This window comes from Ensifer adhaerens (assembly GCF_001270265.1).
GTDB classification, from domain to species: domain Bacteria; phylum Pseudomonadota; class Alphaproteobacteria; order Rhizobiales; family Rhizobiaceae; genus Ensifer; species Ensifer adhaerens_B.
Map to the genome: position 1 here is coordinate 41,526 of NZ_LGAP01000011.1, position 16,047 is coordinate 57,572.

A 16,047-nucleotide genomic window follows, 5' to 3' on the forward strand; every position below is an offset into this window, starting at 1 on the left:
ATGGCTGAGACAGCACAACGTCGCAAGGTTCTCTGCGTGCGACCGCGACAGAACCCGAACTGCGCGGCGGTCCTAGCGACGGTTATCGATGAATGGGTTCATGCGCTCGCGCTTCACTGCGACGTTAGCGTCATCGAGCAGGACTTCGACTTTGCTGAGGTCTACGAGCAGTTGAAGCCCGATTTCCTGATCTTCGACTCCGTCCATTGGGGGCGACCTCACCGGTTGAATATCGCCAACGCACAAGCGCATCCGCATGTACCGCGTGCGCTGTATCTCAACTGCGACCCGCACGACCCGATGCGTCCGCTCATTCTGCAGATGCTAGACAACTACGGCATCGACACGGTTTTCTGCACCGGCAACGAACAAATCCAACATATGCCGGAACTGCTGCGGATCACCTCTTTCATACTGCCAAAATTTATCGATCCGACCGTGTTCCGGGATTACAAACTCGACAAGATTATCCCCGTCACGGTTTTCAGTGGGCATCTGTTCCCAACCTTCTACCCCTGGCGTGCACAGGTGACAGAAGAGGTCCAACGCCTGTTCCCGACACTGGTCTACACGCATCCCGGCTACGACAAGAACCATCAGGCACCCTTCGAAGTACGTGACGAGAAATACTCGCAGCTGATTTCACAGAGCTATTTCTCGATCTCCGACACCACACGGATGGACTACGTCGTTCGCAAACATCTGGAGATCCCGGCATCCGGCGCCATCCTCGTTGCGCCGGAATCGGAGCCCTTGAAGGAATACGGTTTCGTCGATCTTGAGAATTGCGTGCTCGGCTCCGGCCGCGAGCTCTATATCAAGATAAATGCGATCTCGCGTAGCCCTGATCTCTATTCCTATATCTGCAAGCAGGGGCACGACCTCGTTCACAGCCGCTATACCCGGCAATCCTGGACACACATGCTCGATTGGTTCGAATGCCGCATCAGGCTTCAGCCGGGCGAAATCGTGCAGCAGCAGGGCAAATTCGGACGGTTCGAGAATGTCCCGGCCGCTCCTGGCACACCGTGGATTGCCGACGCCGTCATCTTCGATAGCCCGATGTCCGCCGTCCTGCGGTCGGCGCGCGACGCGATCCTCTCGGGAGAAGACCTTACGTCAACCAAGGCAGGGCTCAACGAGCTGACCACCTGGATCGGTCATGTGGCGGAGCCCTGGATCCTGATGGGCGTCATCGCGCTTCTTGAGGGTGACCTCAACCAGGCGGCCCTTTGGCTCAGCCGCAGAGGCAATGCCCAGGGCCAATCGGACCCGGAACTCGGCCGCCTCGATCCGGTCGAAATCGCCTGGCTGTTGATGCTTGCCGAACTGCTGGAAGATGAAGGCCTTCGCGACCTGATGCTGGAGCGTGCGATCGACGCTCCCCACGTCAGCATCCGGCGCATGCAATGGCTATGGCGTGCCGATGCTGATGAACTCGATGACCACGCGACCGGCGTCGATGGTCCCGAGCCTGGCGACTGCTTGTCGATCCATTGGCTTGGCCAAGAGGATCTCGCAACCTGGATCTCCCTTGCCGAGCGCGTGCTCGCTGCCAATAGCAGGGCCGATCGGATTCGCTACGGTGCCGTTCTCGACGGCCGGTCCAAGATCATGCTCGGGACGAGCTGAATTGGTGCGAGGCCGTTGATATCGACGGCCTCGTCGCTTCCATAACCTCTGTCGAAGCTTGCCTCCACCTTCCCGTCCGGCCAAAGTCCTTCGTACAGGCAAGACGAGGCAAGATATGTTTGATCTGACAGGAAAGACCGCACTGGTCACCGGCGGTGGCCGTGGACTTGGCCTTGAGATGGCAAAGGCACTCGCCAAAGCGGGCGCATCTGTCGCGATCAACGGCCGCAATCGGTTGACTTTGGATGCCGCGCGCGATCAGGTCGCGAGCGAAGGCATCAGGCTCGAGATCGTGGCTGGCGACGTGACGACGGATACTGAAGAGATCCTGGCGGCGGCGGCACGCAGCACCGGAAAGCTGGATATTCTGATCCACGCCGTTGGAGAGCGCGACCGCCGCGGTACCGACGATATGGATGCGGCCGGCTTTGCGGCCCTCATCAACACTGATCTGACTGCCGCCTACGGGATGGCCAAGGCGGCGCTGCGCTATCTCCGGCAGTCGATCGCCGGGCGGCTGATCTTCGTCACCTCGATCGCGGCCTTTACAGCCCGCGCCGGTGACCCTGCCTATACCGCGGCAAAGGGCGGACTTGAGGCGTTGACGCGATCGCTTGCGGTCGAACTCGGCTCCGACAACCTGACGGTCAATGCCATCGCACCCGGCTGGTTTGCGACGGAAACAAACGCCGCGCTTGCCGCCGATCCCGTGTTGCAGCAGTTCGTCGATGTCCGCATCCCATTGAAGCGCTGGGGCCGGCCGGAGGAGATTGCGCCTGCTGCCGTGTTCCTTGCATCGCCGGCCGCAAGCTTCGTCAACGGCATCACCTTGACGGTCGACGGCGGCATGACGGTTCAGATGTAAGGCCCGCTGCGGCCGTTAGCGCGCAACGAACGGCTTTGAAAGCCCATCGGCAAGCAGGCCCGCAAGTGTGGTCGCGGCCTTTTCGGCATTCCCCTTGAGACGCAGGCTGAATTCGGCATCGGGTAGGGTTGGCAGCGCGAGCCTTTCCGGCGCAATCGCCACGCCCTCGCCGACGAAGCGTTCAGTTCTTGCTGTCAACGCGATGCCGCTGCGAACTGCGGCCCGCAGGCCTGAGAGGCTCGGGCTTGTCGCTGCGATCCGGTAGGGCCGACCACTTGTCTCGAGCGCATCGACGGCCGCTGAACGGAAACCGCAGGGCTGATCGAGGACGGCAAGCGGCAATTGCTCGTCGGCAAGCATGACATCAGGCGACGCACACAGCCAGACCATCGGTTCGCGCAGCACCGCGATTTCGTCGACCGCCCCGCCTTGCCGCATCACAATCATCACGTCGACCGCGCCCTGGTCGTATTGGCTCACCAGTTCTTTCGAGCGACCTACCCGCAGATCCAGCCGCACCCGCGGGTGGGCACGCGCAAACTGTTGCAGCAGTGCCGGCAACGTGCTGTCGGCAAAATCCTGGGTGCAGCCGAGCGACACGCGTCCGTCGGTCCGCGCACCCCTAAGGCTGAGCCAGGCGTCGCGGTGCGCGTCGAGGATCTTGCGGGCATGCACGACCACGTCTTCGCCGGCCGGCGTCAGCACGCGGCCGCGACCGGACGGTGCCAGCAACGCTTCCCCGATCAGCGCCTCCAACCGCTGCATCTGGGCAGTGACTGCCGAAGGGGTTCGTCCAACGACCGTGGCGGCATGCGCCAGCGAGCCGCTTTCGGCAAAGGCCAGGAACGTGCGCAGCAGGTCTGGGTCGAGCGTTTGCATAACTTCACTATAATCGAATTGTTGATCAAGAACAATTCGATTTTAGTTCACCAAGAGGAGTGCGAGATTTGCTCAACACCAACCGGCGTTCGAAGGAGCCGATCATGCCCATCATCAATATCACCGTCACCGGCAAAGCCGACCCCGCCCTTTCCCGGCGCATCGCCGCCGCCGTCAGCGATTTGACCGCTAAGCATCTGCACAAGGACCCTACGATTACGGCCATCGTCGTCAACTACGCCGACCCGGCGCACTGGTTCGCCGGCGGTCGTTCGCTTGCCGCACAGGGCACCAACAGTTTCTGGCTCGATATCAAGGTGGTGGACGGCACCAACACCAAGCAGGAGATGGCGAGTTACCTTGAGGCCGTGTTCGCCGGCTTCCAGCAGCTGCTCGGCAATGTGCATTCGGAAAGCTATATTCTCGTACACGAAGTCTCCGCTGCCGCCTATGGTTTCGAAGGCAAGACGCAGGAGTTTCGCTACATCAGCAACAAGCTCAAAGCGGCAGCCTAGACGCCAACATTGACGATTGAGCCAATGTGGATATGCGGCGTCGGTTCGGATCGACGCCACAAATCTGTCGTGCCTGATCAGCCGGGCTTCGCCTCTTCGTTACCGCGCAGCAGACGAATAAGCGCTGAGAAGTCTTCGGCGCCATGGCCGAGCTTTTCAAACATGGAATAAAGCTGGGCGGCCTGGGCACCCATGGGCGTCGAGGCGCCGCTCGTGCTTGCCGCCTGTTGCGACAGCTTCAGGTCCTTCAGCATCAGGCTTGCCGCAAAACCCGGCTTGTAGTCGTTGTTGGCGGGCGACGTCGGCACGGGTCCTGGTACCGGGCAATAGGTCGTCAACGACCAGCATTGGCCGGAAGAGGTCGACGCAACGTCGAACAGTGCCTGATGCGACAGGCCGAGGCGCTCGGCGAGCACAAAGGCCTCGCAGACGCCGGCCATGGAAATGCCGAGGATCATGTTGTTGCAGATCTTTGCCGCCTGGCCCGCGCCGACGTCGCCGCAATGAACGATCTTCTTGCCCATGGCGTCGAGCAGCGGTTTGCCGCGGGAAAAGGCATCGTCCGCGCCGCCCACCATGAACGTCAACGTCCCGGCGGCAGCTCCGCCGGTTCCGCCGGAGACCGGCGCGTCGAGCGACGGGCATCCGGCCTTGTCGGCAAGCGCATGCGCCTTGCGGGCGCTGTCGACATCGATGGTCGAGCTGTCGATCAGCAATGTGCCGGGATCAACGAAGCCGAGCAGCTCATCCCAGACATAGAGGACATGGGCACCGGCCGGCAGCATGGTGATGACGCATTCCGCCTCACGCACCGCATGCGCGATCGAACCCGCGACCGAAACACCTGTCTTGGCCGCGGCGTTGCGCGATGCCTCCGACAGGTCGAAGCCGGTCACCGCGTGACCCGCCTTCACCAGATTGGCCGCCATTGGGCCGCCCATGTTTCCAAGCCCGATAAAGGCGATCTTCGTCATCTTCACTCCTCCTGGATTGCAATTCGACCCGCGCCGATCGGAGCGGCTGGCTCCCTTCAGGCGACAAACAGTGGCAGGTGATCTCGGCTCGCGAAACGCGCGCGCATCTCTTCCGTCACGTCGGACAAGCCCACCGACCATTTCGGGCTGCGGTCCTTGTCGATAACGGCGGCCCGCACACCCTCATAGAAATCGGGATTGGAAAGCATGCCGAGCGTGGCCGAGTATTCGCGCTCGAGGCATTCATTGAGCGAGGCGCTTTTTCGCCCGGCACGCAAAAGATCGAGCGTCAGTTTCATGCTCAGAGCAGAACGCGAGTGAAGCAGGGCCAGCGTTTCCCGACCGAAATCGGTGTCTTCCGCCTCGAGCGCCGATAGGATCTCTTCGATCGTATCGAAAGCGAAGCATCGGTCGATTGCCTTCAAATGTGCCGCAAGCGGTGAGGATGGCGCCTGGACGGCAACGCGCCGAATTGCGGCGTCTACATCCGCCGCCGTGGCCAAAGACGGCAGCGCGGTAAGCGCACGGATCAGATCGTCGAGTTTGCCGGTCGGGACGTAATGGTCGGCAAGCCGCGCATGGATCGCGTCAGTGGCACCGATATCGCGGCCGGTGAGGCCGAGATAGGTGCCGAACTCGCCGGGCGCATGCGGCAGGAGCCAGGTTGCGCCGACATCCGGAAAATAGCCGATACCGGTTTCCGGCATGGCCAGCCGCGTGCGCTCAGTCACGACACGGTGGCTGCCATGCGCCGAAATACCGACGCCACCGCCCATGACGATGCCGTCCATGATGGCGATGTAGGGCTTCGGGTACGCGGAAATCCGGCTGTTGACGATGAACTCCTCGCGCCAGAACTGTGCGCCTTCGGCCGGCCGCTCACGTCCACTCTCATAAATCATGCGGATGTCGCCCCCGGCGCAAAGCCCGCGCTCACCCTCGCCCGTCACCATGACGGCCGCGACCGTAGGGTCGTTCTCGAACTCGGTCAGCGCTTCGGCGATCAACCGGATCATCGGCACATTGAGGCTGTTCAGCGCCCTTGTGCGATTGAGCCGGATGCGACCAACTGCGCCCTGGCTTTCGACAATGACTTCCGGTGCTACCGCCTGCATTTCCATGAAAAGCCCTTCCTATTTCCGGCCGATGATCGAGCGCGCCACGATAAGCCGCATGATCTCGTTGGTGCCCTCGAGTATCTGGTGCACTCTCAGATCCCTGACAATCTTCTCGACGCCGTAGTCGGCGAGATAGCCGTAGCCGCCGTGGAGCTGCAACGCATCGTTGGCGACGTCAAAGCAACGATCGGTGACGAAGCGCTTGGCCATGGCGCAGAGTTTGGTCGCTTCCGGGTCACCGGCATCAAGCGCCGAGGCTGCACGCCATAGAAACGTGCGGGCGATCTCAAGGTCGGTTGCCATATCGGCCAGGCGAAACTGCAGCGCCTGGAACTCGCCGATCGCCTTGCCGAAGGCTCGGCGCTCCTGAACATAGGCAAGGGCCTTGTCGAAGGCCGCCTGTGCACCGCCGAGCGAGGCCGCGGCAATGTTCAACCGGCCACCGTCGAGCCCGCCCATGGCAATCTTGAAGCCGTCGCCTTCGGCGCCGAGGCGGTTTTCAGCGGGAATCCGCACGCCATCGAGCATCACAGCGCGCGTCGGCTGGACGTGCCATCCCATCTTTTTCTCGTTCGCCCCGAAGGTGAGGCCCGGCGCATCCTTTTCCACCACGAAGGTGGAGATGCCCTTCGGCCCATCCTCGCCGGTTCTCGCCATGATCACATAAAGGCCGGACACGCCGGCACCGGAGATGAACTGCTTCTGGCCGGTCAGGACGTAACTGTCGCCGTCCTTGACGGCCTTAGTCTTGAGCGCGGCCGCATCCGAACCGGATCCCGGCTCGGTCAGGCAGTAGCTCGCCAGTATTTCCATGCTCAGCAGTTGCGGCAGCAGCCGCTGCCGCTGCTCGTCGGTGCCATAGCGGTCGATCATGCCGCAGCACATGTTGTGAATGGAAACGAAGGAGGCGACCGCCGGGCAGCCGGTTGCCAGCGCTTCGATGATGATCGCGGCGTCGAGCCGCGTCAGGCCAGTGCCGCCGACATCTTCACGGACATAGATGCCCGCCATGCCGAGCGCGGCTGCGGCCTGTAGCTTATCGACCGGGAAATGCTTTTCCTGGTCCCACTCGATGGCGTTGGGCGCCAATTCGTCACGAGCGAAATCGAGCGCCATCTGGCGAATGGCTTCCTGTTCCTCAGACGGGCGAAAATCCATATGCATGTCCTCCCTGACCGCATATTGAACGATTGGGGCTAGTTACACCAAATTCCGTACAGGCACAGGTGCAACTTCTCACAGGTTCTGTTCAAAAACGAACAGAACCGTCATCAACCTCCATCAGCTCTCACTCAGACGATACGGCAGAGCGCCGCGCAAGTCATGATCGACGATCAGCTTTCGCTTCAACGGCGGTACCGCACGGCTGGCGCATTTCGTGCGCTCGCAGATCCGGCAGGAAATGCCGATCGGATCGAACGCCGCGCGGTTGCCGAGATCGAGATCGTCGGCATAGACGAAGGCGTCGGCGTAGGAGATTTCGCAACCGAGCGCCAAGGCATAACGCGGCTGTGCCGCGCGAAAGCCGCCACCGCCCTTGGTGATCTGTGTCGCAAGGCAGAGATAGCGCACGCCATCGGGCGTCTCGGCGAGCTGGCGAATGATGCGACCGGGCGTCTCGAAGGCCTGGTGCACGTTCCAGAGCGGACAGGCCGCGCCAAAGCGGGCGAACTGCAGCTTGGCAGCACTATGGCGCTTGGTGATATTGCCGGCCCGGTCGATGCGCGCGAAGAAGATCGGCACACCCTTCTGGCCGGGGCGCTGCAGCGTCGACAGGCGGTGACAGACCTGTTCCAGCGACGCACCGAAGCGAGCCGCCAAAAGCTCGATGTCGTGCCGAAGTTCGCGCGCTGCCTTGTGGAAGGCCTGGTAAGGCAGGATCAGAGCACCGGCGAAATAATTCTGCAGCCCGATGCGACAGATCTCGTAGGCTTCTTCGGTGCGGAAACCGGCGCCGCCGGCAACCCGGTCGATCTCTTCCCGGGCGTGGAGCTGGGCGATCTGAAGCGCAATCTGAAAGTCGCGTGTCGCCGTCGGAGCATAGGGGTTCAGCGTCAGCAGACGTGCGCGGGGGTCGTAGCGTCGGATCGCCTCGTCGCCGGCCGCCCCCCGCAATACGCGCACACCGTGGCGCTGCTCGAGATAGGCCGCCAGCGCTGCATGGTTGTCGTCCTCGCCAAGCCCGAGCTCGCCTGCCAGCCGTTCGGCGAGAAGATCGATGTCGTGGATGTAGTTGTCGACGAAGTGAAAGAAGTCGCGGACTTCTTCATAGGGCGTCGTCTCCACCGAAGGTCCGCCGCGGCCGATGGTATCATCGATGCTGGCAAGCTGCTCGCCGTTGCGCCGATAGGCCTGATGGCAGCTGATCAGCGCATGCGCCAGTCCTGGCGCGTTCTGGGTTATCAGCTTCAATTCCTGCAGGCTCGGCGAATAGGTCTCGAACAGCGGGTCGCTCAGCGCTTCCGACAGGGCCGACAGCAGCCTGTCGCCCTCCCCGGTCGAAAGTTCGGCAATATCGATCTGAAACTTTTCGGCAAGCGCCAGAAGAACGGAAGCCGAGACGGGCCGTTGGTTATTCTCGATCTGGTTGAGGTAGCTGGTGGAAATGCCGATGCGCTCGGCAAACTGCCCCTGCGTCGCCCGATTTGCGTCCCGAAGTTCCCTGACCTTGCGGCCGATATAGAGTTTGCCGATCGCCATGTTCGCAACTTTGCAATTTACATTTCGCAATATTCTCTATTTCACATTTGCACATGAACGGGCGTTTTGCCATCCGACCTTCGACGCTATTGCGAAGCGACAAACGCCTCTGCACAATCACACAAAAACCGGGAGGGATTTATGCGCGCCATACTCGAACAGGTCGAAGCTCGCCGGGCGGAGGCAAGGGCCGGCGGCGGTCAACGCCGCATCGACGCCCAACACGGTAAAGGCAAGCTGACGGCGCGCGAGCGCATCGAGGTTCTGCTCGATGAAGATTCCTTTGAAGAATACGACATGTATGTGACGCATCGCTGCGTCGACTTCGGCATGGACAGCCAGAAGGTCGCCGGCGACGGCGTCGTCACCGGCTGGGGCACGATCAACGGCCGGCAGGTCTATGTGTTCTCCCAGGACTTTACCGTGCTCGGCGGCTCGCTGTCGGAAACCCACGCGCAGAAGATCTGCAAGATCATGGACATGGCGGTCAGGAACGGCGCCCCCGTCATCGGCCTCAACGACTCAGGCGGCGCTCGCATCCAGGAAGGCGTCGCCTCGCTTGCAGGCTATGCCGAAGTCTTCCGCCGCAACGCCGAGGCATCGGGTGTCATCCCTCAGATCTCGGTGATCATGGGTCCGTGCGCGGGCGGCGCCGTCTATTCGCCCGCGATGACCGACTTCATCTTCATGGTGCGCGATTCGTCCTACATGTTCGTCACCGGTCCCGACGTGGTGAAGACCGTTACCAACGAGATCGTCACAGCCGAAGAACTCGGCGGCGCCGGCACGCACACGAAAAAGTCTTCCGTCGCCGACGCGGCCTATGAGAACGACATCGAGACGCTGGAGCATGTGCGCCTGCTCTTCGATTTCCTGCCGCTGAACAACCGCGAAAAGCCGCCGGTCCGGCCTTTCCACGATGATCCGTCGCGGCTGGAACGGCGGCTGGACAGCCTCATCCCCGACAGCGCGGCCAAGCCCTACGACATGAAGGAGCTGATCCTTGCGCTTGCCGACGAGGGCGACTTCTTCGAGCTGCAGCAGAGTTTCGCGCGCAACATCATCACCGGCTTCATCCGCATGGAAGGCCAGACCGTCGGCGTCGTCGCAAACCAGCCGATGGTCCTTGCCGGCTGCCTCGATATCGACAGTTCCCGTAAGGCGGCCCGCTTCGTCCGGTTCTGCGACGCCTTCTCGATCCCGATCCTGACCCTCGTCGACGTGCCCGGCTTCCTGCCCGGCACCGCCCAGGAATATGGCGGCGTCATCAAGCATGGCGCCAAGCTGCTTTTTGCCTACAGCCAGGCGACCGTGCCGATGGTGACGCTGATTACCCGCAAGGCCTATGGCGGCGCCTATGACGTTATGGCCTCCAAGCATATCGGCGCCGACGTCAACTATGCCTGGCCAACGGCCGAAATCGCCGTCATGGGCGCCAAGGGGGCAACCGAAATCCTCTACCGGTCCGAACTCGGCGACGCCGAGAAGATCGCGGCGCGCACGACGGAATACGAGGAGCGCTTCGCCAACCCGTTCGTCGCCGCCGAACGTGGCTTCATCGATGAAGTGATCATGCCCCACTCCTCGCGCCGCCGGATCGCCCGCGCGTTCGCCTCGCTTCGCAACAAGCAGGTCGATCTCCGCTGGCGCAAGCACGACACGATCCCCTTATGATGGAGGCAACCATGGAGCCGGAACGCGAACGCATCATGACGCCCGAAGAGGCCCGCCGCGACCACCGCGAGATGCTGCGTTACATGGCGGTCAACGCGCTCTACGGCCTGGCGACCGGGGCAACCGTCGCCGGCGTGCTGATCTGGCTCAACATCGGCGCCGTCGGCACCCATATCGCCCGCTCCACCAGCCCCATTCTCGCCACGGCCATGGTCGTCGTGCCCTTTGCGCTGCTCTTCGGCGGCGCCGTTGCGGCATCGTCCATCGCGCTCCTGCCCTACCGGCGCAAATTCAAACGCTGACGCGACACCAAGGATTTGAAAGAGAAACGCATGTTCAAGAAGATCCTCATCGCCAACCGTGGCGAGATCGCCTGCCGCGTCATCAAGACCGCGAAGAAACTGGGCATCGCCACCGTCGCCGTCTATTCCGACGCCGACCGCGACGCCATGCATGTGCGCATGGCCGACGAGGCGGTCCATATCGGTCCTTCGCCCTCGGCGCAGTCCTATATCGTCATCGACAAGATCATCGCGGCGATCCGCAGCACCGGCGCAGACGCTGTTCATCCCGGCTACGGCTTCCTTTCGGAAAATGCAGCCTTCGCCGAAGCGCTGGAGAAGGAAGGCGTCGCCTTCATCGGCCCGCCGGTCGGAGCGATCCAGGCGATGGGCGACAAGATCACGTCGAAGAAGCTTGCGGCCGAGGCTGGCGTCTCCACCGTCCCCGGTCACATGGGCTTGATCGCGGATGCCGACGAAGCCGTGAAGATCTCCGGATCGATCGGTTATCCCGTGATGATCAAGGCATCGGCCGGCGGCGGCGGCAAGGGCATGCGCATCGCCTGGAACGATCAGGAGGCACGCGAAGGCTTCCAGTCTTCGAAGAACGAGGCGAAGAACTCGTTCGGCGACGACCGGATCTTCATCGAAAAGTTCGTGACCGAACCGCGTCATATCGAAATCCAGGTTCTCGGCGACAAGCACGGCAACACGCTCTATCTCGGCGAGCGCGAATGCTCGATCCAGCGCCGCAACCAGAAGGTCATCGAGGAGGCCCCCTCGCCGTTCCTGGATGCCGCCACCCGCAAGGCCATGGGCGAGCAGGCCGTGGCGCTGGCAAAGGCCGTCGGCTACCACTCGGCCGGCACCGTCGAGTTCATCGTCGACGGCAATCGCAACTTCTACTTCCTCGAAATGAATACCCGCCTGCAGGTCGAACACCCGGTCACCGAACTCGTGACCGGCCTTGATCTTGTCGAGCAGATGATCCGCGTTGCGGCCGGCGAGAAGCTCGCCTTTGGTCAGGCGGACGTGAAGCTCAACGGCTGGGCGATCGAGAGCCGTCTCTATGCCGAAGATCCCTATCGCAACTTCCTGCCTTCGATCGGCCGGTTGACGCGTTATCGGCCGCCGGCCGAAGGTGCAAACGACGACGGCACGGTGACGCGCAACGACACTGGCGTCTTCGAAGGTGGCGAGATCTCGATGTATTATGATCCGATGATCGCCAAGCTCTGCACCTGGGGACCGGACCGCCTGACCGCGGTCGAAGCTATGGCGGGCGCGCTCGACCAGTTCGAGGTCGAAGGCATCGGTCACAACCTGCCTTTCCTGTCCGCCGTGATGCAGCAGCAGCGCTTCCGCGACGGCCGTCTGACGACCGCCTATATCGCCGAGGAGTTTGCCGACGGTTTTTATGGCGTGACGCCGGACGAAGCATCGGCGCGCAAGCTGGCGGCGATCGCCGTTTCGATCAACCAGGTCCTGCAGGAGCGCGCCAGCCAGATTTCCGGCACCATCGGCAATCATCGCCGGATCGTCGGCAACGATTGGGTCGTCACTCTGGCCGACATGGACCTTCCGCTGACATCGGGTGCATCGGCCGACGGGGCCTATGTCCGCTTCGAGGATGGCACATCCGCCTCGATCGCCGGCGACTGGACGCCGGGCCGCACGCTTGCCACCTTCAACATCGACAATCAGCCGATGAGCGTGAAGGTGGAACTGACCGGCACCGCGATCAGGCTGCGCTGGCGCGGCATCGACGTGATTGCCCGGGTCAGAAGCCCGCGCGTCGCCGAGCTTGCCAAGCTGATGCCGAAGAAGCTGCCACCGGACACCTCGAAGATGCTGCTTTGCCCGATGCCCGGCGTCATCACCTCGGTCTCGGTCAAGCCCGGCGACACGGTGGAAGCGGGCCAGTCGCTTGCGATCGTCGAGGCGATGAAGATGGAAAACATTCTGCGGGCCGAGAAGCGCTCCACCGTCAAGCGTGTGGCCGTCGCCGCCGGCGCGAGCCTCGCGGTTGACGAGTTGATCATGGAATTCGAATGATGGTTGCCGAGCAATCACGCCCTCATTCCTGTGCTTGTCACAGCAATCCAGCAGCGCCGCGTTGGCGGCGCACGAAGTCCGTTCTTTCACACGAGGGACTTGGCGTGGCTGGATCCCTGTGACGGGCACAGGGATGATGTCCGGAAGGCGGCCTTTGGGCCAAGGAGTTACCGATGAGCGATAAGACCGTGAAAGACTGGGAGACCCTCGCCGAGCGCGAACTCAAGGCACCCTCTGAAAGCCTCACCTGGCAGACGCCGGAAGGCATAGCGGTCAAGCCGCTCTATACTGCGGACGATCTCGACGGCATCGGCCATCTCGGATCCTTGCCGGGTTTCGCGCCGTTCCTGCGCGGGCCCCGCGCGACGATGTATGCCGGCCGGCCCTGGACGATCCGGCAATATGCCGGCTTCTCGACCGCCGAAGCCTCGAACGCCTTTTACCGCAAGAACCTCGCCGCCGGCCAGAAGGGCCTTTCGGTCGCCTTCGACCTTGCCACCCATCGCGGCTATGACAGCGATCACCCGCGCGTCGAGGGCGACGTCGGCAAGGCCGGCGTCGCGATCGATTCGGTCGAGGACATGAAGATCCTGTTCGATGGCATTCCGCTCGAAGAAATGTCGGTGTCGATGACGATGAACGGCGCGGTCATCCCGATCCTCGCCTCCTTCATCGTCGCCGGCGAGGAACAGGGCGTTTCGCGCGACAAGCTGTCGGGGACCATCCAGAACGACATCCTCAAGGAGTTCATGGTCCGCAACACCTATATCTACCCGCCGGAACCCTCGATGCGTATCGTCGCCGATATCATCGAGTACACGGCAAAGGAGATGCCGAAGTTCAACTCGATCTCGATCTCCGGCTATCACATGCAGGAGGCGGGCGCGACGCTGGTGCAGGAGCTCGCCTTCACGCTCGCCGACGGCCGCGAATATGTGCGCGCGGCACTTGCAAAGGGCCTGAACGTCGATGAGTTCGCCGGCCGCCTTTCCTTTTTCTTCGCCATCGGCATGAACTTCTTCATGGAGGCCGCCAAGCTTCGTGCAGCACGGCTGCTGTGGACGCGGATCATGACCGAGTTCGAGCCGAAGAAACCGTCGTCGCTGATGCTGCGCACCCATTGCCAGACTTCGGGCGTCTCGCTTCAGGAGCAGGATCCCTACAACAACATCATCCGCACCGCCTTCGAGGCGATGTCGGCAGCTCTTGGCGGCACCCAGTCGCTACACACCAACTCCTTCGACGAGGCGATCGCGCTGCCGACCGAGTTTTCGGCGCGCATCGCCCGCAACACCCAGCTCATCCTGCAGCATGAGACGGGCGTGACCAAGGTCGTCGATCCGCTGGCCGGCTCCTATTATGTCGAAAGCCTCACCAACGAGCTGGCGGAGAAAGCGTGGGCGCTGATCGAGGAAGTCGAGGCGATGGGCGGCATGACCGAAGCGGTCAATGCCGGATTGCCGAAGCGGCTGATCGAAGAGGCGGCCACCCGCCGGCAGGCGGCGGTCGACAAGGGCGAAGAAGTCATCGTCGGCGTCAACAAGTACCGGCTCGACAACGAAGAGCCGATCGACATTCTGGAGATCGACAACACTGCCGTGCGCGCCGCCCAGATCCGCCGGATCGAGGAAACCAAGCGTCGGCGCAATTCGCAGGATGTGGCAACGACGCTGGCCACCATTACCGAATTCGCCCGCACAGGCGACGGTAACCTGCTGGCGGCTGCGGTCGACGCAGCCCGTGCCCGGGCGACCGTCGGCGAGATCTCCGACGCCATGCGCGCGGCTTTCGGTGACCATACTGCCACACCCAAGGTGGTCAGCAAGATCTATGGCAAGGCCTATGAGGGCGAGCCTGAACTTGCGTTGCTGACCGAACGGCTCGATGAAGTCTCGGAAAAACTCGGTCGCAAGCCTAGAATCATGGTGGCGAAACTCGGCCAGGATGGCCACGATCGCGGCGCCAAAGTGATCGCCTCGGCCTTTGGCGATATCGGCTTCGACGTTCTCGCCGGGCCGCTGTTCCAGACCCCTGAAGAGGCGGCCGACATGGCGCTTGCCAGCAAGGTCAACGTGATCGGCGTGTCGTCGCTTGCCGCCGGCCACAAGACCCTGATGCCGCAGCTTGCCGAGGCGCTGAAAAAACGCGGTGGCGAGGATATCATCGTCATCTGTGGTGGCGTCATCCCGCGACAGGATTACGAATATCTGATGGACAACGGTGTTTCGGCCGTCTTCGGACCCGGCACCAACGTGCTGGATGCCGCCCGTGCCGTGCTTGACCTGATCGAGGGTAAGCGGCGGAACATCTGATGCGCCAAGGGCGGAAGGCCTGCCAGCCATTGCTGCTCGTTACGGTCAGCAGGTCCTCCATGCCTCAAGATGCCGAATGGCACTTGTCACAACGGCCAGCCGTTGAAGCAAGTCGTCTCCACTTCCCCGCGAAGGTATGGCCAGCCGTCCCTGCGCGGCCGCCGCAAACGCAAAAAACAACAGGCCGACAAAGCCGAGGACCAACCTATTGAGGCTCCACACCTACTGCATGTTTCCTTAAATCGTAGCCGATTAAGGATAAAAACATGCAGCGCTTCAAAGTGCTACAGCGACCTTTGCGCGTCTAATAAGACGCGCGGCGCTGTAGACGATGCAGAAGACCGCGCCGACCGCGCTCCATGACGACCGCATGGTTCCAGCTGAACACGGGCCTTAGAATGAACGAAAGCCGGATCATCCACGGTTTCGTGACCTTGACGATCCAGTCATAGCGCACATCGCAATTGGAGCCGTTGGCCCGGAGCGTCCACCGGCCGAGGCCCTCGAGCTCACCGACGGCCCTGCCTTCGATGAGCGAAAGCGGCTCAACCCTCGTCGTTTCCATGTCAAAGGTGAGATCATAGGGTAATGCAGTAGCCCAGTGCATCCTCCGGATCGTCCCAACGCCGCGCTCGTCGCCCTCGTGCAGGACGGAAACCTGTTTCACCGACGACCACCAATCGGGCCAAGTCTCTGGTCTGCTCAGCTCCCACCAGACGTCCTCTACAGAGGCATCGACGGTCCATTTGGTAACAAGATGAAACTCGGTCGAGGGCATAGCAAACCCCGTTCGGCGCGAGCGCGGAGCTCTTCGGATGAACAACAGGCAGGATAGGCTCGTTCGTCGGACGGCAAAAGAGCACTAACCCAGAGCGCGAACACCCAGAACGTGGCCCAGGGAGCCTCGCGCCGGAAATCGCGAGCGCTGGAATTCTGAAAATCACGACATATTCGCCGGGCAAGCGCCACATCTTGGTGCGTATCAATGATCGATCACCCGGCAGAACAGCTCTGAGAGAATAGCCCCCGTCTCGATATGCGG

13 protein-coding genes are annotated in these 16,047 nt (G+C 62.1%); 7 read left to right on the forward strand and 6 right to left on the reverse strand.

The features are described 5' to 3' along the window. Both AC244_RS17405 and AC244_RS17410 read left to right on the forward strand, forming a co-directional pair. A complete protein-coding gene (locus AC244_RS17405; RefSeq protein ID WP_053250088.1) occupies nt 1–1,632 on the forward strand; it encodes a glycosyltransferase in 1,632 nt (543 codons plus the stop codon). Nucleotides 1,633–1,747: 115 nt separating this feature from the next. Then, nucleotides 1,748–2,497, forward strand: coding sequence for an SDR family oxidoreductase (locus AC244_RS17410; protein ID WP_053250089.1), 750 nt, complete (start codon nt 1,748–1,750; stop codon nt 2,495–2,497). Nucleotides 2,498–2,512: 15 nt separating this feature from the next. Here AC244_RS17410 and AC244_RS17415 read toward each other — a convergent pair whose 3' ends face one another. Beyond that, a complete protein-coding gene (locus AC244_RS17415; RefSeq protein ID WP_053250090.1) occupies nt 2,513–3,376 on the reverse strand; it encodes a LysR substrate-binding domain-containing protein in 864 nt (287 codons plus the stop codon). A gap of 104 nt (nt 3,377–3,480) precedes the next feature. Between AC244_RS17415 and AC244_RS17420 the strand changes: the two genes are divergently transcribed. Further along, nucleotides 3,481–3,891 (forward strand): tautomerase family protein, encoded by a 411-nt coding sequence (locus tag AC244_RS17420; RefSeq protein ID WP_053250204.1) that lies wholly within the window; start codon nt 3,481–3,483, stop codon nt 3,889–3,891. 77 nt (nt 3,892–3,968) lie between these two features. On the opposite strand, the gene mmsB is transcribed toward AC244_RS17420, so the two are convergent. From mmsB to AC244_RS17440, 4 genes are all read right to left on the reverse strand, one after another. Further along, nucleotides 3,969–4,865: a 3-hydroxyisobutyrate dehydrogenase gene (gene mmsB, locus AC244_RS17425; RefSeq protein WP_053250091.1), complete on the reverse strand. Its 897-nt coding sequence runs from the start codon at nt 4,863–4,865 to the stop codon at nt 3,969–3,971. Between the two features lie 56 nt (nt 4,866–4,921). After that, nucleotides 4,922–5,986 carry an enoyl-CoA hydratase/isomerase family protein gene (locus AC244_RS17430; protein ID WP_053250092.1) on the reverse strand — a complete coding sequence of 355 codons (1,065 nt, stop codon included), beginning with the start codon at nt 5,984–5,986 and terminating at the stop codon, nt 4,922–4,924. Nucleotides 5,987–5,998: 12 nt separating this feature from the next. Then, nucleotides 5,999–7,141, reverse strand: coding sequence for an isobutyryl-CoA dehydrogenase (locus AC244_RS17435; protein WP_053250093.1), 1,143 nt, complete (start codon nt 7,139–7,141; stop codon nt 5,999–6,001). A 123-nt stretch (nt 7,142–7,264) separates the two neighbouring features. Next, nucleotides 7,265–8,683 carry a helix-turn-helix domain-containing protein gene (locus AC244_RS17440; RefSeq protein ID WP_053250094.1) on the reverse strand — a complete coding sequence of 473 codons (1,419 nt, stop codon included), beginning with the start codon at nt 8,681–8,683 and terminating at the stop codon, nt 7,265–7,267. 141 nt (nt 8,684–8,824) lie between these two features. Here AC244_RS17440 and AC244_RS17445 point away from each other — a divergent pair, with 141 nt between their 5' ends. From AC244_RS17445 to scpA, 4 genes are all read left to right on the forward strand, one after another. After that, nucleotides 8,825–10,357 (forward strand): acyl-CoA carboxylase subunit beta, encoded by a 1,533-nt coding sequence (locus AC244_RS17445; protein ID WP_053250095.1) that lies wholly within the window; start codon nt 8,825–8,827, stop codon nt 10,355–10,357. An 11-nt stretch (nt 10,358–10,368) separates the two neighbouring features. After that, a complete protein-coding gene (locus tag AC244_RS17450) occupies nt 10,369–10,659 on the forward strand; it encodes a hypothetical protein (RefSeq protein WP_202596089.1) in 291 nt (96 codons plus the stop codon). Nucleotides 10,660–10,689: 30 nt separating this feature from the next. Next, a complete protein-coding gene (locus AC244_RS17455) occupies nt 10,690–12,693 on the forward strand; it encodes an acetyl/propionyl/methylcrotonyl-CoA carboxylase subunit alpha (RefSeq protein WP_053250096.1) in 2,004 nt (667 codons plus the stop codon). Nucleotides 12,694–12,866: 173 nt separating this feature from the next. After that, nucleotides 12,867–15,005: a methylmalonyl-CoA mutase gene (scpA, locus tag AC244_RS17460; protein ID WP_053250097.1), complete on the forward strand. Its 2,139-nt coding sequence runs from the start codon at nt 12,867–12,869 to the stop codon at nt 15,003–15,005. 304 nt (nt 15,006–15,309) lie between these two features. Here the strand turns inward: scpA and AC244_RS17465 are convergent, their stop codons facing one another. Continuing rightward, a complete protein-coding gene (locus AC244_RS17465; RefSeq protein ID WP_053250098.1) occupies nt 15,310–15,783 on the reverse strand; it encodes an SRPBCC family protein in 474 nt (157 codons plus the stop codon). Between the last annotated feature and the right edge of the window lie 264 nt (nt 15,784–16,047).